23 protein-coding genes are annotated in these 23,018 nt (G+C 58.4%); 18 read left to right on the forward strand and 5 right to left on the reverse strand.

What is annotated here, in order from left to right; translation table 11 throughout:
- Window positions 1–11: 11 nt before the first annotated feature.
- The 3 genes from CFI10_RS18030 to tkt all read right to left on the reverse strand — a co-directional run bounded on the left by CFI10_RS18030 (window position 12) and on the right by tkt (window position 4,305).
- Entirely contained in the window at window positions 12–1,178 is a 1,167-nt protein-coding gene (locus CFI10_RS18030) for a phosphoglycerate kinase (protein ID WP_206837298.1), read from the reverse strand.
- A gap of 34 nt (window positions 1,179–1,212) precedes the next feature.
- A complete protein-coding gene (locus CFI10_RS18035) occupies window positions 1,213–2,232 on the reverse strand; it encodes a type I glyceraldehyde-3-phosphate dehydrogenase (protein ID WP_206837301.1) in 1,020 nt (339 codons plus the stop codon).
- 78 nt (window positions 2,233–2,310) lie between these two features.
- Window positions 2,311–4,305 (reverse strand): transketolase, encoded by a 1,995-nt coding sequence (gene tkt / locus CFI10_RS18040; RefSeq protein WP_206837304.1) that lies wholly within the window; start codon window positions 4,303–4,305, stop codon window positions 2,311–2,313.
- 273 nt (window positions 4,306–4,578) lie between these two features.
- Here tkt and metK point away from each other — a divergent pair, with 273 nt between their 5' ends.
- The 9 genes from metK (at window position 4,579) to CFI10_RS18085 (ending at window position 12,557) form a co-directional block, all read left to right on the forward strand.
- Window positions 4,579–5,769: a methionine adenosyltransferase gene (gene metK, locus CFI10_RS18045; protein ID WP_206837307.1), complete on the forward strand. Its 1,191-nt coding sequence runs from the start codon at window positions 4,579–4,581 to the stop codon at window positions 5,767–5,769.
- Window positions 5,770–5,996: 227 nt separating this feature from the next.
- Complete coding sequence (locus CFI10_RS18050) at window positions 5,997–6,725, forward strand: 16S rRNA (uracil(1498)-N(3))-methyltransferase (protein WP_206837309.1); 729 nt, start codon at window positions 5,997–5,999, stop codon at window positions 6,723–6,725.
- A 34-nt stretch (window positions 6,726–6,759) separates the two neighbouring features.
- Window positions 6,760–7,713: a glutathione synthase gene (gene gshB / locus CFI10_RS18055; RefSeq protein WP_206837312.1), complete on the forward strand. Its 954-nt coding sequence runs from the start codon at window positions 6,760–6,762 to the stop codon at window positions 7,711–7,713.
- A gap of 35 nt (window positions 7,714–7,748) precedes the next feature.
- Entirely contained in the window at window positions 7,749–8,657 is a 909-nt protein-coding gene (locus CFI10_RS18060) for an energy transducer TonB (protein ID WP_242530051.1), read from the forward strand.
- A gap of 37 nt (window positions 8,658–8,694) precedes the next feature.
- A complete protein-coding gene (locus tag CFI10_RS18065) occupies window positions 8,695–9,267 on the forward strand; it encodes a YqgE/AlgH family protein (protein ID WP_091825912.1) in 573 nt (190 codons plus the stop codon).
- A 13-nt stretch (window positions 9,268–9,280) separates the two neighbouring features.
- Window positions 9,281–9,763 (forward strand): Holliday junction resolvase RuvX, encoded by a 483-nt coding sequence (gene ruvX, locus CFI10_RS18070; protein ID WP_206837318.1) that lies wholly within the window; start codon window positions 9,281–9,283, stop codon window positions 9,761–9,763.
- Window positions 9,738–10,247 carry a bifunctional pyr operon transcriptional regulator/uracil phosphoribosyltransferase PyrR gene (pyrR, locus tag CFI10_RS18075; protein ID WP_091825917.1) on the forward strand — a complete coding sequence of 170 codons (510 nt, stop codon included), beginning with the start codon at window positions 9,738–9,740 and terminating at the stop codon, window positions 10,245–10,247. Before ruvX ends, pyrR begins: the two co-directional genes overlap by 26 nt.
- A gap of 20 nt (window positions 10,248–10,267) precedes the next feature.
- On the forward strand, window positions 10,268–11,278 hold the full coding sequence (locus tag CFI10_RS18080) for an aspartate carbamoyltransferase catalytic subunit (RefSeq protein ID WP_206837321.1): 1,011 nt from the start codon (window positions 10,268–10,270) through the stop codon (window positions 11,276–11,278).
- Between the two features lie 4 nt (window positions 11,279–11,282).
- Window positions 11,283–12,557, forward strand: a complete 1,275-nt coding sequence (locus tag CFI10_RS18085) for a dihydroorotase (protein ID WP_206837323.1) — start codon at window positions 11,283–11,285, stop codon at window positions 12,555–12,557.
- Window positions 12,558–12,648: 91 nt separating this feature from the next.
- Here CFI10_RS18085 and CFI10_RS18090 read toward each other — a convergent pair whose 3' ends face one another.
- Both CFI10_RS18090 and CFI10_RS18095 read right to left on the reverse strand, forming a co-directional pair.
- Window positions 12,649–13,818 (reverse strand): PilT/PilU family type 4a pilus ATPase, encoded by a 1,170-nt coding sequence (locus CFI10_RS18090; RefSeq protein ID WP_206837326.1) that lies wholly within the window; start codon window positions 13,816–13,818, stop codon window positions 12,649–12,651.
- Between the two features lie 24 nt (window positions 13,819–13,842).
- Complete coding sequence (locus CFI10_RS18095) at window positions 13,843–14,877, reverse strand: type IV pilus twitching motility protein PilT (protein ID WP_091825928.1); 1,035 nt, start codon at window positions 14,875–14,877, stop codon at window positions 13,843–13,845.
- A 97-nt stretch (window positions 14,878–14,974) separates the two neighbouring features.
- Between CFI10_RS18095 and CFI10_RS18100 the strand changes: the two genes are divergently transcribed.
- The 9 genes from CFI10_RS18100 (at window position 14,975) to CFI10_RS18140 (ending at window position 23,014) form a co-directional block, all read left to right on the forward strand.
- On the forward strand, window positions 14,975–15,667 hold the full coding sequence (locus CFI10_RS18100; RefSeq protein WP_206837328.1) for a YggS family pyridoxal phosphate-dependent enzyme: 693 nt from the start codon (window positions 14,975–14,977) through the stop codon (window positions 15,665–15,667).
- A 27-nt stretch (window positions 15,668–15,694) separates the two neighbouring features.
- Window positions 15,695–16,522, forward strand: coding sequence for a pyrroline-5-carboxylate reductase (gene proC, locus CFI10_RS18105; protein WP_206837331.1), 828 nt, complete (start codon window positions 15,695–15,697; stop codon window positions 16,520–16,522).
- A 20-nt stretch (window positions 16,523–16,542) separates the two neighbouring features.
- A complete protein-coding gene (locus CFI10_RS18110; protein ID WP_206837334.1) occupies window positions 16,543–17,100 on the forward strand; it encodes a YggT family protein in 558 nt (185 codons plus the stop codon).
- Between the two features lie 19 nt (window positions 17,101–17,119).
- Entirely contained in the window at window positions 17,120–18,292 is a 1,173-nt protein-coding gene (gene metX, locus CFI10_RS18115) for a homoserine O-succinyltransferase MetX (RefSeq protein WP_091825939.1), read from the forward strand.
- Window positions 18,282–18,872: a methionine biosynthesis protein MetW gene (metW, locus tag CFI10_RS18120; protein ID WP_206837337.1), complete on the forward strand. Its 591-nt coding sequence runs from the start codon at window positions 18,282–18,284 to the stop codon at window positions 18,870–18,872. The genes metX and metW overlap by 11 nt, the downstream gene beginning before the upstream one ends.
- 13 nt (window positions 18,873–18,885) lie before the next feature.
- Complete coding sequence (locus CFI10_RS18125) at window positions 18,886–19,338, forward strand: DUF4426 domain-containing protein (protein ID WP_206837340.1); 453 nt, start codon at window positions 18,886–18,888, stop codon at window positions 19,336–19,338.
- 8 nt (window positions 19,339–19,346) lie between these two features.
- Window positions 19,347–19,955 carry an XTP/dITP diphosphatase gene (locus CFI10_RS18130; protein ID WP_206837343.1) on the forward strand — a complete coding sequence of 203 codons (609 nt, stop codon included), beginning with the start codon at window positions 19,347–19,349 and terminating at the stop codon, window positions 19,953–19,955.
- Entirely contained in the window at window positions 19,952–21,094 is a 1,143-nt protein-coding gene (hemW, locus tag CFI10_RS18135) for a radical SAM family heme chaperone HemW (protein ID WP_242530052.1), read from the forward strand. Before CFI10_RS18130 ends, hemW begins: the two co-directional genes overlap by 4 nt.
- Before the next feature lie 63 nt (window positions 21,095–21,157).
- Entirely contained in the window at window positions 21,158–23,014 is a 1,857-nt protein-coding gene (locus CFI10_RS18140) for a methyl-accepting chemotaxis protein (RefSeq protein WP_206837348.1), read from the forward strand.
- The last annotated feature ends 4 nt before the right edge of the window (window positions 23,015–23,018 follow it).

A 23,018-nucleotide genomic window follows, 5' to 3' on the forward strand; every position in this document is an offset into this window, starting at 1 on the left:
ATCAAAAAATCTTATTTGGCTGCACGCTGTTCCAGCATGGCAACCGCCGGCAGTACCTTGCCTTCCACAAACTCCAGGAAGGCACCACCGCCGGTGGAGATGTAAGAGATCTTATCAGCGATGTCATATTTATCCACCGCAGCCAGCGTGTCGCCACCACCAGCGATGGAGAAACCGGCGCTGTTAGCGATCGCCAGTGACAATGCCTTGGTGCCTTCGCCGAACTGATCGAACTCGAACACGCCGACCGGTCCGTTCCAGATAATGGTGCCGGCGCTGGTCAGCAGAGCAGCCAGGTTCTTGGCAGATTCGGGGCCAATGTCCAGAATCATTTCGTCGTCGGCTACGTCGTCAGCGGACTTGATCACCGCTTCAGCGGTCTCGGCAAATTCCTTGGCAACAACGACATCAACCGGCAGCGGGATGTTGACTTTTTCCATCAGCGCCTTGGCCGCCGGAATCAGATCATGTTCGCACAGGGACTTGCCCACCGGCTTACCAGCTGCCGCGAGGAAGGTGTTGGCGATACCGCCACCGACGATCAACTGATCGCACTTCTCGGACAGGGCATTCAGAACTTCCAGCTTGGTGGATACCTTAGAGCCACCGACGATGGCAGCCATCGGACGAGCCGGGTTGTCCAGCGCCTTGGCCAGCGCATCCAGTTCATTGGCCAGCAGCGGACCTGCGCAGGCGATGGGAGCGAATTTGCCAACACCATGGGTCGAGGCCTGAGCGCGGTGGGCAGTACCGAAAGCATCCATCACGTAGACATCACACAGTGCCGCCATTTTTTTCGACAGCTCTTCGTTGTCCTTTTTCTCGCCCGGATTGAAGCGTACGTTTTCCAGCAGGACCAGTTCACCTTCACCCACTTCAAAGCCTCCGTCCAGCCAGTCCTTAACCAACGGTACCGGGCGCTGCAGCAGTTTGCTGATATGTTCAGCCACCGGTGCCAGGGAGTACTTTTCTTCGTATTCGCCTTCGGTTGGGCGGCCCAAGTGGGACATTACCATCACTTTGGCACCGGCTTTCAGCGCAACTTCGATGGTGGGCAGAGAAGCACGGATACGGGCGTCGGAGGTCACTTGACCATCCTTGACCGGAACATTGAGATCTTCACGGATCAGCACGCGCTTGCCGGCCAGATCCAGGTCAGTCATCTTCAAAACGCTCATCAGAGGGATTCCTGTTTCTTGTTAGTTCAGTCAATCAGTCCTTGAGCTGCAGCCAGTACCGGGAGAGATCCAGCATCCGGTTGGCAAACGCCCATTCATTGTCAAACCAGCACAACAGCTTCAGCAGTCGGCCACAGGACACCCGCGTTTGGGTACCGTCAACCACCGCCGAACGGGGATCCGTATTGAAATCCACCGACGCGTGTGGCTCTTCGGTATAGCCCAACAGCCCGGCCAGTTCATTGTCGGCCGCTGCGCGCAGCATGGCGTTGATCTGTTGCGGGTCGGTATCCTGCTGCAGGTTCACCGACAGGTCCATTAGCGAAACGTTGATGGTCGGCACCCGCACGTGCAAACACTCGAAGCGCCCGGCCAGATGCGGCAACAGACGATCAATTCCACGGCTCAAGCCGGTATCCACGGGGATAATCGACTGCATGGCACTGCGCGCCAGCCGCAGGTCACTGCGGTGATAGCTGTCGATCACCGGCTGATCATTCATCGCCGAGTGGATGGTAGTCGTCACCCCACTTTCGATGCCGAAGTGGCGATCCAGCAGATCCAGCACCGGCACCACACAGTTGGTGGTGCAGGAGGCCGCCGAGGCGATGCGGTGTTCTGCCTTGAGGCTGGACTCGTTAAAGCCAAATACCACTGTGGCATCGATATCCGCCTGCGCCGGGTGCGAATACAGCAACCGCTTGGCACCGCTGGCCAGATGACGCTCGGCATCGGCTCGAGTGCGAAAGGCGCCGGAACATTCCAGCACTAGGTCCACATCCAGCTCGCCCCAGGGAATCTGCTCGGGCTCTGCCAGGCTGAATACCCGGATACGGTCACCGTTGATCAGCAGGGCTTCGCCATCGTTTTCGACAGAACAGGGAAAGCGCCCATGAGTGGTGTCATAACGGGTCAGGTAGGTGAGCGTGTCCAGATCCGACAGCTCATTGATCGCCACCACCTGCAACTGGTGCTGCAGGCCGCGTTGATAGACCGCCCTGAGCACGCCCTGGCCGATACGGCCATAGCCGTTGATCGCGATTCTGTAGCTCATCCGGCGCTCATGCTGACCAGAACTGCAACAACATGCCGCCGGGCGCACAGAGTGCCCGGCAGTACGTTTTGCAGCGGTTTACAGCAGGCCTTCAACAGTGCTGACCACATTCTCAACGGTGAAGCCGAAGTGCTTGAACAGGTCGCCGGCCGGGGCGGATTCGCCGAAGCTGCGCATGCCGACGATGGCGCCGTTCAGGCCCACGTACTTGTACCAGAAATCGGCGTGAGCCGCTTCCACGGCAACGCGAGCGGTAACGGCGGCGGGAAGTACCTGCTCCTTGTACGCCGCATCCTGCTTGTCAAAACGCTCGGTACAGGGCATGGAAACTACACGGATCTGCTTGCCCTTGGCGCTCAGTGCATCGGCTGCGTCCATGGCCAGACCGACCTCGGAGCCGGTGGCGATCAGGATCGCATCCGGAGTACCGGCGCAGTCACGCAGGATGTAGCCACCGCGTTCAATGGCGTCGATCTGAGCCGCATCGCGGTTCTGGTGCGGCAGGTTCTGACGCGAGAAAATCAGCGCGCTGGGGCCGTCGGTGCGCTGCACGGAAGACTTCCACGACACGGCGGATTCCACCGCGTCACAGGGACGCCAGGTTTCCATGTTCGGGGTCAGACGCAGGTTGGCGATCTGCTCGATCGGCTGATGCGTCGGGCCATCTTCGCCCAGACCGATGGAGTCATGGGTGTAGACGAACAGCACACGCTGTTTCATCAGGGCGGCCATGCGCACCGCGTTGCGGGCGTACTCCATGAATACCAGGAAGGTGGCGCCGTAGGGAATGAAACCTCCGTGCAGGGCAATACCGTTCATGATCGCGCTCATGCCGAATTCGCGCACACCGTAGTGGATGTAGTTGCCGTTGGCATCATTGCGGCTCAGGCCCTTGGAGCCGGACCAAAGCGTCAGGTTGGAACCGGCCAAATCGGCAGAGCCGCCCATAAATTCCGGCAGCATCGGACCGAAGGCTTCGATGGCATTCTGCGAGGCCTTGCGCGAGGCGATGGTGTCGCCCTTCTCGGCCACCTGGGCGATCCAGGCATCCGCCTTTTCAGCGAAGTCGGCCGGCAGGTCGCCGGACAGACGGCGCAGCAGCTCTTCGGCCAGTTCCGGGTACGCGGTCTGATAGGCGCTCAGTCGCTCATTCCAGTCATTTTCGGCGTTGGAGCCAGCTTCACGCGCATCCCAAAGCTCATACAGCTCTTCGGGGATTTCAAATTCAGGATGTGCCCATTGCAACGCGTCACGCGCCAGCATGATCTCGTCATGGCCCAGAGGCGCACCGTGGCACTCTTCCTTGCCCTGCTTGTTGGGCGAACCGAAACCGATGATAGTCTTGCAGCAGATCAGGGTCGGCTGCTCGGTGTTTTCACGAGCATTCTCGATGGCAGCACGAATCTGGTCGCTGTCGTGGCCATCGATGTCACGGATCACTTGCCAGCCGTAGGCTTTGAAACGTGCCGGAGTATCGTCAGTGAACCAGCCTTCCACTTCGCCGTCGATGGAGATGCCGTTGTCATCCCAGAACGCGATCAGTTTGCCCAGACCCAAAGTACCGGCCAGAGCACAGGCTTCGTGAGAGACCCCTTCCATCAGGCAGCCATCGCCCATAAAGGTGTAAGTGTAATGGTCGATGATGTCGTGACCGTCACGGTTGAACTGGGCCGCCAGCGCTTTTTCGGCAATCGCCATGCCCACGGCGTTGGTGACACCCTGACCCAGCGGACCGGTGGTGGTTTCAACACCCGGGCAGTAGCCGTATTCCGGATGACCGGCAGTCTTGCTGTGCAGCTGGCGGAAGTTCTTCAGATCATCGATGCTGACATCGTAGCCGGTCAGGTGCAGCAGCGAGTAGATCAGCATGGAGCCATGGCCGTTGGACAGCACGAAGCGGTCACGGTCATACCAGTGCGGGTTGCCGGGGTTGTGCTTCATGAAGTCGTTCCACAACACTTCGGCGATATCCGCCATGCCCATGGGGGCACCCGGGTGACCGGATTTTGCTTTCTGTACGGCGTCCATGCTCAATGCGCGAATGGCATTGGCAAGTTCTCGGCGAGAGGACATCAATCTACTCCTGGGGCTGGACCCAACCTTGAGGTTTACGGAATCGGAATATAAAGGCGCAATTTTCGCCCAGATAGCGACCAGCTTCAAATCCATTTGTGCAAATGGAGTGTTTTTCATGCAGTCATCGCAAAATTTTCAGCCAAAATCGAACCAGATGTTATGCACAACCCCTGCGCTGACGTTAAAATGTGCGGTTTATTCAACCCAAACCGTATCAGCCCGGCATCGCCCCGGCTGCTCCTAACCACTGTGTGAGGATTATTACCGGAAATGAGCGAATATAGCCTGTTCACCTCCGAGTCCGTGTCTGAAGGGCACCCGGACAAAATTGCCGACCAGATTTCCGATGCCGTCCTGGACGCCATCATCGCGGAAGACAAGTATGCCCGTGTTGCCTGTGAAACCATGGTCAAGACCGGTGTGGCGATCGTCTCCGGCGAAATCAGCACTTCGGCCTGGATCGACCTGGAAGATCTGGTACGCGGCGTGATCTGTGATATCGGCTACACCTCTTCTGACGTGGGTTACGATGGCGAAACCTGCGGCGTGATCAACATCATCGGCAAGCAGTCCGTGGATATCGCCCAAGGCGTTGACCGCAGCCGTCCGGAAGATCAGGGTGCCGGTGACCAGGGCCTGATGTTCGGTTACGCCTCCAACGAAACCGACGTGCTGATGCCCGCGCCAATCACTTTCTCTCACCGACTGGTGGAACGTCAGGCCGAAGCACGCAAGTCTGGCCTGCTGCCCTGGCTGCGTCCCGACGCCAAGTCACAGGTGACCTGCCGCTATGAAAACGGCCAGCCGGTGGCGATCGATGCAGTTGTACTGTCTACCCAGCACAACCCGGACGTGTCCCAGGCCGACCTGCAGGAAGCGGTACAGGAGCTGATCATCAAGCACGTACTGCCGGCAGAACTGCTGCACAAGGGCACCCAGTATCACATAAACCCGACCGGCAAGTTCGTCATCGGCGGCCCGGTGGGCGACTGTGGTCTGACCGGCCGCAAGATCATCGTGGACACCTACGGCGGCATGGCCCGTCACGGTGGTGGCGCGTTCTCCGGCAAGGACCCGTCCAAGGTGGACCGTTCCGCTGCCTACGCCGGTCGCTACGTAGCCAAGAATATCGTTGCCGCCGGCCTGGCCGACCGCATCGAGATTCAGGTCTCCTACGCTATCGGCGTGGCTGAGCCGACCTCGGTATCGATCAATACCTTCGGCACCGGCAAAATCAGCGACGACAAGATCATCGAACTGGTGCGCGAGCACTTTGATCTGCGTCCGTACGCGATCACCCGCATGCTCGACCTGCTGCACCCGATGTACCGTCAGACCGCGGCCTACGGCCACTTCGGCCGTGACCCGTTCGAGATGACCGTGGGTAACGACACCTTCACGGCCTTCCCTTGGGAAATGACCGACAAGGCTGACGCTTTGCGTGCGGCGGCTGGTCTGTAAGTTCGATCGACTCCAAGGCGGTGAGGCCAAGTCTGGCTGACCGTCTGCCGCCAGGACGGCGGCAGACGAGCCCCCATGGATGGGTTCACGGCGTGTCAGACAGGCTTGGCCTCACCGACCCGAAGAGTCTTTTGCCGAGATAGCCTTTCGGCCTTCCCACCACAACTGGCATCCCCCACCTGCCCTGCGCCATAATAGCGGCTGAACTTTCAGTCAGCAGGACCGCTATGCGTATCCCCCGGGTATATGAATCCCAGCCTTTGGCCCCCGGCCTCTGTATCGACCTCGGCGATACCACCATCCAGCACGTCATCCGTGCCCTGCGCCTGCGCGAAGGCGATCGCATCTGCCTGTTCAACGGCGATGGCCATGAATACCCTGCCGTACTCACACAGGTCGACAAGCGCTCGGCACAGGCAACGCTGGAACCGGCACTTACACCGACGGTCGAATCGACATTGCAGATTCATGTCGGGCAAACCCTGTCCCGCGGTGAGCGGATGGATTATGCAGTACAGAAAGCCACCGAGATGGGCGTCAGTCGCATTACACCGCTGACCAGCGAACGCTGCGAGGTCAAGCTCAAGGCCGAACGTGAAGACAAGCGTCTGCGTCACTGGCAGCAGGTAGCTATCAGTGCCTGCGAGCAGAGCCAGCGTACTCGGGTACCCGAGATCGCCGAAGTCAGCCCGCTGCTGGACTGGATTCAAACCGTCGAAGCCGATCTCAAACTGGTACTGCATCACCACACGGCTCGCCCGCTGCAGACGATGGAAGCGCCCGGCTCGGTTGCGCTGCTGATCGGCCCCGAGGGCGGACTGACCGGAGCCGAAGTGGACGCGGCACTGGCCGCCGGCTTCGAACCGGTCGCCTTTGGCCCGCGAGTGATGCGCACCGAAACCGCACCGGTTGCCGCCTGCGCCATTCTGCAGTATCTCTGGGGCGATCTGGGTTAAGATTGAACGCACATTCAGCACAGGAATTTTTCAGATGACGATTAAAGTCGGCGTGGTGATGGACCCCATCGAGCAGATCACCTACAAAAAGGACAGCTCACTGGCGATGCTCTGGGCCGCGCAACGCAAGGGCTGGGAGCTGCACTACATGGAACAGCAGCACCTGTTCCTGCGTGACGGCAAGGTGAAGGGGCAGATGGCACCGCTGAAGGTGGCCATGGACCCGGACAACTGGTTTGAGCGCGGCGAGTATGTGATACGCGACCTGGCCGAGCTGGACGTGATCCTGATGCGCAAGGACCCGCCGTTCGATAACGAATTCATCTACAGCACCCACCTGTTGGCGATGGCGGAATCCGAGGGCACCCTGATCGTCAACCGTACCGGCAGTTTGCGTGACTTCAATGAAAAGTTGTTTTCCACCCACTTTCCACAATGCTGCCCGCCGGTACTGGTGACACGCCGGGCCGATCTGTTGCGCCAGTTCCACGCTGAGCACAAGAATGTCATCTTCAAGCCGCTGGACGGCATGGGCGGCTCGTCCATCTTCCATATTCGTGAAGACGGCACCAACCTGGGCGTCATCATCGAGACCCTGACCGCCCACGGTACCCAGACCATCATGGCGCAGAAGTACATCCCCGAAATCAAGGACGGCGACAAACGCATCCTGATGATCAACGGTGAGCCTGTACCCTATGCGCTGGCCCGTATTCCCATGGCCGGTGAAACCCGTGGCAACCTGGCCGCCGGCGGTCGTGGCGAAGGCCGCCCACTCACGGATCGCGATCGCTGGATCTGTGAACAGGTCGGCCCAACGCTGAAAGAAAAGGGCCTGCTGTTCGTGGGTCTGGATGTGATCGGCGACTACCTGACCGAAATAAACGTCACCAGCCCTACCTGCATCCGCGAACTGGACCAGCAGTTTGATCTGGATATCGGCATGCAACTGATGGACTGCATTGATGAGGTATTGAAAACACGATGATCAAAAGGGGCACGCACCTGCCGCTTTGGCATATTATGAACAGAGATCGCTTCGGCTTCATGCTGTTCATTGCCACGGCAGTACACGGTGTGCTCCTGCTTGCCTTGAGCTTCTCACTCCCTGAACGAGAACCTCCGCGCCAGACACTGGATGTCACCCTGGCGCAGTATCCGCAGCAGGACGCACCGGACAAGGCCGACTTCATTGCCCAACATAACCAAATGGGCAGCGGGAGCAATGATGACGCTACCACGCCGGCTACCACTGAAATGGCGCCACTGGCCAGTGAAAAACCTCAGGAGCAGGCCGCTCAGCAGGCACCCGCACCGCCAGAACCTGAGCAACCCCCGGCACCGGAACCCGAGCCGGGCAACAGCCCCGAACAACAGGAGAGCCAGGCACAGGGCCAGAAGGCTATTGTCGCTACTCAGAGCGAGCAAAAGCCCCGCGCCAGCGAGCCGAAGCCACAACAGGCCGCGGCTGCTCCTCCACCGGTCAACGCCAACTCCACTTCATTGCTAAACCGGGCTTTGGAAATGGCCAGTCTGCAGACGCAACTGGATCTGGAGCGTGAATCGCGTGCCAGAAAGCCTCGTGTCCTGCGCCTGACATCAGCCTCTACCCAGGCACATTCCTATGCCAGCTATCTGGATAACTGGCGTCGCCGAGTCGAGACCGTGGGCAACCTGAACTACCCGGAGCAGGCCCGCAATCAGGGGCTGCAGGGCAAACTGCGACTGCTGGTGGCACTGCGCCCTGACGGCAGTGTCGAAAACATCGAAATTCTGCAGTCCTCCGGCCACCGAGCACTTGATGAGGGTGCCATTCGCATCGTACAGCTGGCCTCCCCGTTCCAGAGTTTTCCCATTGAGCTGCGTAAGGAAGTGGATCGACTTGAAATCATTCGTACCTGGAAATTTGAGAAACAGACACGGGTGTACTAAGCCTTAACCATACCCAAGCGGCGAAGAGAGATTCACCATGTCCCACACACTTACCTCACTTCGTGATCATTTCCTGATCTCCATGCCGCATCTGCATGATGAGACCTTCACCCAAACCGTTGTCTACATCTGCGACCACAGCGAGTACGGCGCCATGGGGATTGTCGTCAACCGTCCCAGCGGTATTCGCCTGTGTGACCTACTGTCACACCTGGAGCTAGAAGACAACACCGGACTCTGGTCCGAACGCCCGGTGTTCAATGGCGGTCCTGTACGGGATGATCGCGGCTTTGTACTGCACCGCACCGAACCGCAGCAGCAGTGGCTATCCAGCCATCCCATCAATGACGAAATCAGTCTGACCACTTCACTTGATATTCTGGAGGCGATCGCACGCAACGAGGGCCCTGATACTTTTCTGGTAGCCTTGGGCTACGCAGGCTGGGGGCCAGAGCAACTGGAGCAGGAAATGTGCGACAACCTCTGGTTAAGCTGTCCGGCAAATTCAGATATACTTTTCCATCTGCCGCTGGAAGACCGCCTGCAGGCGGCTGCCGCGACTCTGGGTATCAACCTGAACCTGTTGCCGGCCCATGCCGGACACGCCTGACTGAACGGACTTGATGAGCAGCGACACCCAACAGGTGCTGGGGTTTGACTTCGGCACCACACGCATAGGTCTGGCCATCGGCCAGAGCCTGACCGCCACTGCCACCCCGATTGAGCCAGTGCGGGCTCGCGACGGCATGCCTGACTGGTCACAACTGGATGCTGCCATTGCCGAGTGGCAGCCTGACGCACTGGTAGTGGGCATTCCACTCAACATGGACGGCACCATCTCAGAGATGGCACGCCGCGCACGCAAGTTCGCCAACCGGATTCAGGATCGCTACCAGCTGCCCTGTTATCTCTGTGACGAACGCCTGACCACTGCAGAAGCCAAACGCATTCACCTGGACGCCGGCGGCGGCACCAACTTCAAGCAGGAATCGGTCGACGGTATCGCCGCCCGCCTGATTCTGGAGGACTGGTTCAACAGTCCCGACCGCATTCCCAGCCACACCCGACTGGAGGACCTCTATGGTATCGGGAACACTGAGTGTTGATGCACTGCTCGACAAGATGGCGAGCGAAACCCGCGCCCTGATCACCCGTCGCGATCTCAAGGACCCGCTGATGATCGGCATCCGTACCGGCGGTGTCTGGCTGGCAGAGCGCCTGCACCGACAGCTGGAACTGACCAGTCCGCTGGGCGTACTGGATATCAGCTTCTACCGTGACGATTTCACTCAGGTAGGCATCAACCCGAAAGTACAGCCCAGCCAACTGCCCTGCGCCACCGAAGGCCGGGACATTCTGCTGGTGGACGATGTCATCATGAGCGGTCGTACCATTCGCGCCGCCTTGAACGAACTGTTTGACTATGGCCGTCCCGCTTCCGTCAGCCTGATTACCCTGCTGGATCTGCAGCGCCGTGAGCTGCCGATTCAGGCCGATGTGATCGGCGGCACTCTGGCACTGGGACCGGACCAGCTGGTCAAGCTGAACGGCCCGGAACCCCTTACCCTGACCATCCGTCAGCGTGACTGAACCGACAAGAGACTGCATCCATGTTTGAGGCCAATGACCCGAACTCCATTCAGCTGACCGCTGACGGTCAGCTGCGGCACTTCCTCACCACCGAGGGGCTGCCGCGAGAGCTGTTGATCGAGATTCTCGACACAGCGGATTCCTTCGTCGACATGGGCGAGCAGCAGGTGAAGAAAGTCCCGCTGCTGCGTGGCAAAACCGTTGCCAACCTTTTTTTCGAAAACAGCACCCGTACCCTGTCCACCTTTGAACTGGCCGCCAAACGCCTGTCGGCGGACGTGCTGAACCTGAACATCAACACTTCGTCCACCAAGAAAGGGGAAACCCTGAAGGACACGTTGATGACCCTGCAGGCGATGCACTCCGACATGTTTGTTGTTCGCCATGCCGACAGCGGCGCCGCCCATTTCATCGCTCAGCACGTGACACCCAATGTTGCCGTGATCAACGCCGGTGATGGCCGTCACGCCCACCCGACTCAAGCGATGCTGGACATGCTTACCATCCGTCGTCACAAAGGGGAATTCGCCCCGCTGAAGGTCGCTATTGTGGGTGATATTCTGCACTCCCGCGTAGCCCGCTCGCAGATCCATGCCCTGCGCACCTTGGGCGTACACGAGATACGCGTCATCGCGCCCAAAACCCTTCTGCCGCGCCACATTGAGGCACTGGGCGTTAAGGTGTATACCGAGATGGCATCAGGGCTGCGCGATGTGGATGTCATCATGATGCTGCGTTTGCAGAAGGAACGCATGCAGAGCGCCCTGCTGCCGAGTGAAGCCGAGTTCTACAAGCTCTACGGCCTGAACCGCGACAAACTGGCCTATGCCAAGCCGGATGCGGTGGTGATGCACCCCGGCCCGATCAATCGCGGCGTCGAGATCGACTCCGAGGTCGCCGATGGCCCGCGCTCGCTGATTCTGGATCAGGTAACCAATGGCATCGCTGTACGTATGGCTGTCATGTCCAAAGCGATGAGCGGTCAGCTGTCCCAGCGAGCCGCCACTGACAATGCATCACGGGAGGCCTGAGTTGATGAATATTCTGATTTCCGGTGGCCGCGTGATCGATCCGGCTCAATCGCTTGACCAGATCACCGACCTGTATATCAGCCAGGGTGAAATTTGCGCCATTGGCGCCGCTCCCGAAGGTTTTCATGCCGATGAAGTGATCAATGCTGACGGTCAGATCGTCTGCCCCGGCCTGATCGACCTGTGCACTACCCTGCGCGAGCCGGGACAGACCCGCAAGGGCACCATCGCCAGCGAAACCGCCGCGGCCGCGGCCGGTGGCATCACCACGCTGGTCGTGACGCCCGACACCAGCCCGATAGTGGAAACCGCCGCCGTGGCCGAACTGATTCAGGATCGCGCCGCCGATATCGGCTTTGCCCGTGTTCTGCCCATGGGAGCACTGACCCAGGGCCTGCAAGGCGAACAGCTCGCCCCTCTGCATGGTCTGGCCAGCTCCGGCTGCATCGCCTTTACCAACCTGCGCCGTCCCTTCGGCAACAGCCAGATCCTGCTTCGCTGCCTTGAATATGCGGCCACCCACGACCTGCTGGTGGTGTTTCAGGCACAGGATGCTGCACTGGCTGCGAACGGTTGCATGCATGACGATACCACCAGTACCCGACTGGGCCTGAACGGCATTCCCGAAGCGGCCGAAACCATCGAGGTATCACGCTGCCTGCTGCTGGTGGAGCAGACCGGTGTGCGCGCACACTTCGGTCAGCTTTCCTGCGAACGCTCGGTACGGATGATCGAAGCCGCCCGTGAGCGCGGTCTGCAGGTCAGCGCCGATGTGGCGATCCAGAACCTGTTGCTGACCGATGAAAGCGTCAACGGCTTCAACTCGGCCTATCATGTGCAGCCGCCGCTGCGCAGCCAGCTTGACCGGGCCGGGTTACGCCAGGGACTGGTCACCGGCACCATCAGCGCCATCTGCTCCGACCATCAGCCGCATGACCCCATCGCCAAGCAGGCACCCTTTGCCGCGACCGAGCCGGGCATGAGCGGGCTGGAAACCCTGTTGCCGCTGAGTCTTCGACTGGTGGAACAGCAGTTGCTGGAGCTGCCGCAGCTGATTGAGTCACTGACGATTGCCCCTGCCCGCATTCTGGGTCTGGATGCCGGCACACTGGAAGTGGGGTCTCAGGCCGATATTTGCGTGTTTGATCCTGCAACCGAATGGACTGTGAGCGAGGACAGCCTGAGGTCCGCCGGCAAGAATACGCCATTCCTCGGTCAGACACTCAAGGGACAGGTCAAAGCCACCCTGATGGATGGTCGCATCGTGTTCCGGCGTTGAGGCCGCCAGGCACTCTGAAAACAAAAAAGGAGCACGCCCATACGGCTGCTCCCTTTTTTTGACTGCCCAACCATCATGTATCTGTAAGAGATTACATCCCCTTCACGTCCACATTGCCCTTCAAATTCAGACTGTCATCTTCATCCTGCAGCGTGAAACTTGGCATATCGTCCGCCGCACCATCGGCCTTGCCACTGGTTTCTTCATCCAGCTTGATCATCAGGCGCAGGTCGTTGGCCGAGTCGGCGTGAGCCAATGCCGCTTCGTAGGTGATGATACCATCGCGGTACAGCTCGAACAGCGCCTGGTCGAAGGTGCGCATACCCAGGTTGGTAGACTTCTTGATCACATCCTTGATCTCGTGCACCTGACCCTTGCGGATATGATCCTGGATCAGCGGCGAGTTGATCATTACTTCAATTGCCGCACGACGCCCCTTGCCATCCACGGTCGGCAGCAACTGCTGCGCCACAATCGCCTTCAGGTTAAGTGACATGTCCATCCAGATCTGGTCATGATGCTCGGGCCCAAAGAAGGAGATGATGCGATCCAGCGCCTGGTTGGCGTTGTTGGCGTGCAGGGTTGCCATGCACAGGTGGCCAGTTTCGGCGAACTGCAGGCCGAATTTCATGGTTTCAGCCGAGCGAATTTCACCCATCAAAATCACGTCAGGTGCCTGACGCAGCGTGTTTTTCAGTGCCACGTCAAAGGATTCTGTATCGATCCCCACTTCACGCTGAGTGACAATGCTCTTTTTGTGATTGTGGATATATTCGATTGGGTCTTCGATGGTGATGATGTGACCAGCGTGATTATCGTTACGATAGTCGATCATCGACGCCAGAGAGGTAGACTTACCGGTCGAGGTACCACCCACGAACAGAATCAGTCCACGCTTGGTCATGGAGAGCTCACGCAGCACGTTCGGCAGCTTCAGTTCATCCATGGTGGGAATATGGTTGTTGATGGCACGCAGCACCATCCCCGGCGTATTGCGCTGCATGAATGCACTGACACGGAAACGGCCAATGCCGGGCGCACTGATGGCGAAGTTACACTCGTTGGTGCCTTCAAATTCGGCCAGCTGTTTGTCGTTCATGGTGCTGTACACCAGAGCGCGTGTCTGGCTGGGTTTGAGTGTTTCCTTGGTCAGCGGCCGGATGGTGCCGTCTACCTTGATCGATGGGGCGGCACCTGCAGTGACAAACAGATCCGATGCCCCCCGGTCCACCATTACCTTCAGCAGTTGAGTAAAATCCACTGTATTGCTCCTGTTGAATCAGGCTCAGAATGAGCTGGGGGTCTTCGCCTTTTCACGGGCCGTTTCACGCGAGATCAGGCCCTTCTGAACCAGTTCAAGCAACGACTGATCCAGCGTTTTCATGCCGTAGGCGGCACCTGTCTGAATCGCCGAGTACATCTGCGCCACTTTGTCTTCACGGATCAGGTTACGTACTGCAGCAGTACCGATCATGATTTCGTGCGCCGCGACACGTCCACCCTTCGGTTTTTTCAGCAGAGTCTGAGAGATAACCCCCTGCAGTGACTCCGACAGCATGGAACGCACCATGTCCTTTTCCGCCGCCGGGAACACGTCAATGATACGGTCGATGGTCTTGGCCGCCGAAGTGGTGTGCAGGGTGCCGAACACCAGGTGACCGGTTTCCGCTGCGGTCAACGCCAGGCGGATGGTTTCCAGGTCTCGCATCTCACCCACCAGGATCACGTCCGGGTCTTCACGCAGCGCCGAACGCAGCGCGTTGGCAAAACTGTGAGTATCACGATGGACCTCACGCTGGTTGATCAGGCACTTCTTGCTTTCGTGGACAAACTCGATAGGGTCTTCAATGGTCAGAATGTGGTCGGAGCGGGTATCGTTGACGTAATCGATCATCGCCGCCAAGGTGGTACTCTTACCGGAGCCGGTGGGGCCGGTGACCAGTACCAGGCCGCGCGCCTGTTCCGCCAGATCCTGAAACACCTTGCCCATACCCAGATCATCCAGTGTGAGCACTTTGCTGGGTACGGTTCGGAATACCGCAGCCGCGCCCCGGTGCTGGTTGAAGGCGTTGACACGAAAACGGGACAGCTTGGGAACTTCGAACGAGAAATCCACTTCCAGATTCTCTTCATATTCCTTACGCTGTTTGTCGTTCATGATGTCGTACACCAGCGTGTGCACCTGTTTGTGCTCCAGTGCCGGCAACTTGATTCGGCGCACATCACCGTCTACACGGATCATGGGCGGCATGCCGGAGGTCAGGTGCAAGTCGGATGCGCCCTGTTGTACGGCAAATGACAAAAGTTCTGTAATATCCATAATCAGTCGAGATCCGCAGCAGCTTCCTTTAAACTTTACTGTTCTAGCAGAATAGGTACAGCCTGCCAATGACAGTCGTCAGTATTCATACAGCCTTATGTTAGCAGACAAATATTCAGCCGTACGCCAGCAGATCAGGCTGGCATGTGAAAATGCCGCACGCAGCCCTGACAGCTTATCACTGCTGGCCGTGAGCAAAACGCGCAGTGCCGATGAAGTACGCGAACTGAGCCACTGTGGCCAGCGTGCCTTTGGCGAGAACTATCTGCAGGAAGCACTGGACAAGATTGACGCCCTGTCTGACCTGGATCTCGAGTGGCACTTCATCGGCCCGATACAGTCCAACAAGACACGCCCGATTGCCGAGCACTTCGATTGGGTACACAGCGTGGATCGGCTCAAAATTGCCAGCCGCCTTTCAGAACAGCGTCCGGTACAGCTGCCACCTCTGAACATCTGCCTGCAGGTGAATATCAGTGATGAGGCAAGCAAGTCCGGCTGTACACCAGATGAGTTGCCCGCACTGGCCGACGCCGTTGCCCGGTTGCCGAATCTGCGCCTGCGTGGTCTGATGGCAATCCCGAAACCGGAAGATAATCCGCAGCGCCAGCGAGCGGTCTTTGCACAGGTGAGGCAGTTGCTGGAGCAGCTGCAGCACACTCAACCTGCGCTGGACACATTGTCGATGGGGATGTCAGCTGACATAGAGGCAGCCATACTGGAAGGCTCGACCATGGTACGTGTCGGTACCGCCTTGTTTGGTCCACGCAACCCGCCTTCAACCCGTTAAGCCACCTACAGGATTGAGACAGACATTATGAGCCAGTCACCCGTAATTGCATTCATCGGCGCCGGCAACATGGCACGCGCCATCATCGGCGGACTGTTGGAAAACGGCTTTGCTGCCGCTGACCTCTGGGCCTCCGAGCCGGATACCGAGCGGTTGCAGGATCTGGCCGAGCGTGGCCTTAATGTGACCAGCGACAACCGTGCCGCGGTTGCCGCCGCCGATATTGTAGTGCTGGCAGTCAAGCCACAGGTGATGAAGGCCGTTGTCACTGATCTGGCAAGCGCTGTTCAGTCTCGTCAGCCGCTGATGGTATCGATCGCCGCCGGTATCAGCCTGGATGCGCTTGATCGCTGGCTTGGCGGCGAGATCGCATTGGTGCGCTGCATGCCCAACACTCCATCACTGGTACAAACCGGTGCCAGTGGCCTGTTTGCCAACAGCCGTGTCAGTGCCGAACAACGCCAGCAGGCCACCACCGTGCTGGAAGCGGTCGGCATCGCACTTTGGGTACAAAGTGAGGCTGAGCTGGATGCCGTTACCGCCATATCAGGATCAGGCCCGGCCTATTATTTCCTGATGATGGAAGCAATGACCGCTGCCGGTGTCAAACTGGGTCTCAGCGAAGAGACCGCGCGCGGCTTGACTCTTCAGACCGCCCTGGGTGCCGCACGTATGGCCAGCAACAGTGAGGTGAACCCGACCGAGCTGCGCCGCCGCGTCACCTCGCCCAACGGTACGACTGAACGCGCCATCAAAACGTTCCAGGCCGAAGGTTTCGACGCACTGGTTGAACACGCACTCACCGCTTGCCGTGACCGCTCTGTGGAGCTGGCCGGTGAGCTGTGCCAAGACTGATTACCGAGACAGGAGCCATTATGGGACAGGACCCGATCACCCTCATCATTCGCACGCTGGGTGAGATTTATGTCTTCATGCTGGTGCTGCGCTTTCTGCTGCAGCTGGCCAGAGCTGATTATTACAATCCGATATCCCAGGCCGTGGTACGCCTGACACAACCACCGGTGCGTCCGTTGCAAATGCTGCTGCGCCCGCGTGGTCGCTTTGATGCCTCGCCACTGATCGTTGCACTGGTGGTCAAGGCCGTAACGCTGCTGCTGATCTTCCAGCTCGCCGGCGCACTGGCCCAGGCATCGATCAATCCATTGCAGCTACTGATCTTCTCTGCCGTCGGGGTGATTGATACCATTCTGACAATTTATTTCTGGGCGGTGATTGGTGCCGTCATCATCAGCTGGATCTCGCCTGACAGCTATCACCCAGCACCACAGCTTTTGCTGCAGCTGACCGAGCCCCTGTTTGCACTGGCGCGCAAGGTAATCCCGCCGATTGGCGGACTGGATCTATCGCCGATTCTTATTTTTCTGGTGATCCAGATCCTGCAGTCCCAGCTGGGTCGACTGCTGGCGTTCTGAAATCGATTGAGAGACAAAAATGCCCGCTGTAATCCCTGAAGATTCCGTTGGTCTGGTTACACCTCGGAAAATCCATTTCGATCAGCCACTGGCGCTGAGCTGCGGCCGCAGCCTTGAACGGTGGGACCTGATGGTGGAAACCTACGGTGAACTCAATGCCGATGCATCCAACGCCGTGCTGATCTGCCATGCCTTGTCCGGCCACCACCATGCCGCCGGCTACCACGACATGGATGAACGCAAGCCCGGCTGGTGGGATTCGGCCATTGGCCCCGGCAAAACCATCGACACCAACCGTTTTTTTGTGGTCAGCCTTAACAACCTGGGTGGCTGCCACGGCTCCACCGGCCCGAACAGCCTCAACCCTGACACCGGCAAACCCTATGGCCCCGATTTCCCGATCATGACGGTTCTGGATTGGGTCAACAGTCAGGCACGGCTGGCGGACCGGCTCGGCATCACTCAGTGGGCCGCTGTGGTCGGCGGCAGCTTGGGTGGCATGCAGGCCCTGCAGTGGTCGATCAGTTACCCCGAGCGACTGCGCCACTGCGTCGTGATCGCTTCGGCTGCCAAATTGAGTGCCCAGAACATCGCGTTCAACGAGGTTGCCCGGCAGGCCATCAGCAAGGACCCGGAGTTCCATAACGGCCACTATTATGAGGAAGGCGTTGTGCCGCGTACCGGGCTGATGCTGGCTCGCATGGTGGGCCATATCACCTATCTGTCGGACGATGGCATGCGTGAAAAATTTGGCCGTGAACTGAAAGACGGTAAGCTCAGTTTCGACTTCAACCCGCAGTTTGAAGTGGAGTCATACCTGCAATATCAGGGCGAGCGATTTTCATCCTCCTTCGATGCCAACACCTATCTGTTGATGACCAAGGCGCTGGACTACTTCGATCCAGCCGGTGAACAGGGTGACAACCTGGCCGCGGCCCTGGCACCGGCCCGCTGCAACTACCTGGTGGTTTCCTTTACCACCGACTGGCGCTTTTCACCAGAGCGCTCACGTGAGCTGGTGGATGGTCTTATCGCCGCCGGCAAGCCGGTCAGTTATGCCGAAATTGACGCACCACAGGGGCACGACGCCTTCCTGATTCCGATTCCGCGCTACATGGAGGTGTTCGGTGGCTACATGAACCGCATCGCCAACAGTCTGACACCGGCCGAAGGAGAACTGAATGCGCGCTGATCTGGAAATTATTGACGAGTGGATTCAGCCCGGCTCACGGGTGCTTGACCTGGGCTGCGGTGATGGTGAGCTGCTGGCGCACCTCGTGCAGCACAAACAGGTCAGTGGCTACGGCCTTGAGATCGACCACGACAATCTGACCACCTGTGTCGAGCGCGGCGTCAGCGTGATCGAGAAGGATATCGACGATGGCCTGACCAGCATTCGCAACAACAGTTTCGACTACGTAATCATGACCCAGGCATTGCAGAGCATGCACCGCCCGGATCTCATCATCGACGAGATGCTGCGTATAGGACGCGAGTGCATTGTAACCTTCCCCAACTTTGCACACTGGCGTGCGCGTGGCTATCTTACCTTCAGGGGCAAGATGCCGGTTTCAAAGTTTCTGCCCTACACTTGGTACAACACACCGAACATTCATTTCTGTACTTTCAAGGATTTCGAGCAACTGTGTGTTGACCGCAATATCGAAATCCTGGAGCGGACCGTGGTTGACCACGCCCATCGCCATCGCTGGTGGATCAAGCTGTGGCCCAACATGCTGGGCGAAATCGCCATCTACCGCATTACCCGCTGACAGGAGGCCTGACATGAACCTGATTACCACCCACCTGACCCGGCTGCTATTGAGCAGCACACTGCTGCTGAGCACGACGGCTCTGGCGGAACAGATGATCTCTGATGGCCGTTATGAAATTCATTACAACGCCTTCAACTCCAGCTTCATCACCCCTGAAGTGGCGCAGCTCAACAATATTACCCGAAGCAAATACCGCGCTTTGGTGAATGTGTCGGTACTGAAGTTTGAGGAGGATGGCAGCAAGACACCGGTCACCGCTATCGTGAACGGGCAGGCCGCCAATCTACTGGGGCAGGCTCAACAGATGGAATTTCAGAAGATCGACGAAGGCAATGCGCTGTATTACATCGGCAGTTTCCGCTTTACTGAGGAAGAGCGTCTCAAAATCAGCCTGGAAGTACAGCCTGATCCGAATGAGTCTCCCTACAATATTGAATTTGAACAGACCTTTTACACGGATTGAATGAGTACATGATCAACAAAATCGTGCTGGCCAGCGGTAATCGCGGCAAGTTGAAAGAGTTCAACGAAATCTTTGCACCGCTGCAGATCGACGTAATGCCCCAGTCCGACTTTGCGGTGCAGGATGCCGATGAGACAGGCCTCAGTTTCGTAGAGAACGCCATCATCAAGGCACGACATGCCGCTCGGGTTACCGGCCTGCCGGCACTCTCTGATGACTCAGGGCTGGAAGTGGATGCGCTGAATGGTGCACCGGGGATCTACTCGGCGCGCTACGCCGGCGCCGGCTGCGGCGATGACGAGAACAACCGTAAGCTGCTGCAGGCGCTTGAACAAGTGCCCGCCGAGCAGCGCAGTGCCCGCTTCCAATGCGTGCTGGTGTTCATGCGTCACGCAGAGGACCCGACCCCTCTGATCTGTCAAGGAAGCTGGGAAGGTGTCATTCTGGATACTCCACGCGGTCATAATGGTTTCGGCTATGACCCGCTGTTTTTCGTTCCCGAACTCAACTGCGCCAGCGCCGAGCTCAGCTCGGAGCAGAAACAGAAATACAGCCACCGCGGCAAAGCGGTGCGCCAGTTCATCGAACAGATCGGCCCCTGGCTCAAGCACGCATGAGCCTGCCGCCTCTGTCGCTCTACATACACATCCCCTGGTGTGTACGCAAATGTCCCTATTGTGATTTCAATTCCCATGCCGCTCCGGAGCAACTGCCGGAAGACACCTATGTACAGGCCCTGATGGATGATCTGGACAGCGAACTGTCGCTGATACAGGGGCGACCCTTGCAGTCCATCTTCATCGGTGGCGGTACACCCAGCCTGTTCAGCGCACAGGCCATCGGACAGATCCTGCAGGGTGTTGCTGCCCGAATACCGTTTGCCGACGATATCGAGATCACTCTGGAAGCCAACCCCGGCACCTTTGAACTGGCCCGCTTTGAGGGTTTCCGGAACGCTGGCGTCAACCGCCTTTCCATCGGCGTGCAAAGCTTCAATGCCGAGCATCTGCAGCGCCTCGGACGCATTCACAATCCGATCGAGGCCCTTGCCGCGGCTCGTGCCGCAGTGGAAATTTTTCCGCGGGTCAATCTGGATCTGATGCATGGACTACCGGAGCAGACACCGGCCGAAGCCATGGATGATCTGCAGCAGGCACTGGAGATTAACCCCGGTCACCTGTCCTGGTATCAGCTGACCATCGAACCCAATACCGAGTTTCACGCCCGCCCACCGAGCCTGCCACTGGATGAAGCGCTGTGGGAGATTCAGGAGCAGGGGCAGGCACTACTGGAAAAGACCGGCTACCGGCAGTATGAGATCTCAGCCTACGCTCGGCCTGGACAGCAGGCTCGACACAACCTGAATTACTGGCAGTTTGGTGACTACATCGGTATCGGTGCCGGAGCCCACGGAAAAACCAGCCGTTTCGATGCCACGGGCCAGCTGCAGATTCAACGCCGCCACAAGCAGCGACAGCCCAAGGCCTATCTCGACCCGGCACGCCGTCTGGCGGGCAACGAGCCCATTGCACTGGAGGACCGCCCCTTCGAGTTTATGCTCAATGCCCTGCGCTTGAGCGAAGGAGTATCTTCAGACTTGTTCAAAACACGAACAGGCGTTAGCCTGTCTTCAGTTGAGACCCTGTTACAGCAGGCACGGCAACGCGAACTTCTGATCAATGACACAACCCGGCTGGCACCAACCCCCCTGGGACGCCTGTTCCTGAATGACCTGCTGTCCCTGTTTCTGAACTGAGGATTGCGCTAATACACTGCCCCCTGCGTTAGTCCTGTCACCTGACACTGGAAATCCGCGCATATGACCATAAAAAAGAAATTGGGCACCCTGATCGCACTCATACTGATTGGCTTTATCGGCATGGGCGCGATCATTTTCCACACATTGGGGCAATACCGTGACCTTGTACTGATCAGTGAGACTCTGGCCCATGTGGAGGCTCGCAAACAGGATCTGCGACGCTACGAGAAGGATTTTCTAGCACGACACGACGCACGCTATCTTGAGCACTTCAGCAACACCTACAGTGAGTTCAAAACCCAACTGAGTCAGTTGAGACAATTGCTGCCAGAACCGGAGCTGCAGGATAAACTCGACACACTCGCCAATCGCATGCAGATTTACGACCGCTCTTTCGCCGCGGTCAGCGAGCTGCGAACCGAAATAGGACTGGACGAAAAATCCGGCCTTCTCGGTCAGCTTCGGGGGGCAATTCATGCTGTTGAAGATGAAATCCGATCAGCTGACAACAGCGAACTGCTCAGCACCCTGCTGATGCTGCGTCGCCATGAGAAGGACTTTCTTCTACGTTTGGACACCAAATATCTTGATCGTTTCCTGAAAGAAATCTCTCTGTTCAACCAACAGATCGATCGGCTAATGCCGCCGTCTCAGCGTGCTTCCATGGAACCACTATTGGTGCAGTACCGTGACCAGTTTCAGCGTCTGGTCGATGCCTACGTCCAGCTGGGCTTGACCGTAGATAGCGGCCTGATGGGCCAGATGCGCCAAGCGGTCAAAAGCACCGATGAGCTGCAGATCAAACTTGAAGAGCATCTCAACCATCGTATGGAGCGTGAACAGCAACGCTTGATGACCACCGCATTGATTGCCATGACACTGGCCATCCTGGCGACAGTGATTCCGGCGCTAATGTTGGGGCGCAGCATCCTGCGTCCCATCAATACGTTGGCCGCCACGATGAAGCGGGCCAGTGACGAGCACGACCTGACATTGAGAATAGCCTCCGATGGCAAGGACGAAGTCGGTCGGATGGCGCAGGATTTCAACAGCATGATGGACAGCTTCCGCGCACTGATCGCACGAGTCGCCGGAACCTCTGGGCAACTGGCCACGGCGGCCGAACAACTGTCCGCGACAACCCGGGACACCTCGACAGGACTTAACCAGCAGCAGGCACAGGTACTGCAGGTTGCCGCCGCCGTACAGGAAATGGAAAGCTCCATGCAGGAGATAGCCGGCAACACCGAAAACACGGCTGCAACCGCCTCGCGGGCACAACAGGATGCCAGCGACAGTGCCATCCGTGTGCGCGGCAACATCAGTGCCCTGCAACTGATGGCCGAAAAGGCACGTGAAACCGCAGGCGTCGTCGATCAGCTGCGCTGCGAAAGCGACAGCATCGGCACCATGCTGGATGTGATCAAGGATATTGCCGAGCAGACCAACCTGCTGGCGCTGAACGCCTCCATTGAGGCAGCGCGGGCCGGTGAGCAGGGCCGTGGCTTTGCAGTCGTTGCCGATGAGGTGCGCACCCTTGCATCCCGCTCACAGCAGTCTGCCGCTGACATTGAGAGGCGCATTCGCAGCCTGCAGGAGCAGACCCACAACGTCAGCCGGTTAATGCAGGAAAGCGTCAGCAACAGTGAGCAGAGTGCAGCAGAAGCCAGTGCCACCATTGACGCCCTGGATACCATCACTACGGGCGCTGCCAGCATCGTCGACATGACCACTCAAGTGGCCTCGGCCACCGAGGAGCAGGCCGCGGTGGCTGCCGAGATCACACGCAACATTGAGTATATCCGCGGCATTATGGCAGCAGCCAATGATCAGGTGGGGCAGAATGCGGATGCCAGTCACTTGGTGGCTGAGCAAGCCAGCGAGCTGAAGACGGCCGTTTCCCGCTTCCGCACCTGAACGG

This window comes from Marinobacterium iners (assembly GCF_017310015.1).
Taxonomy (GTDB): Bacteria; Pseudomonadota; Gammaproteobacteria; order Pseudomonadales; family Balneatricaceae; genus Marinobacterium; species Marinobacterium iners.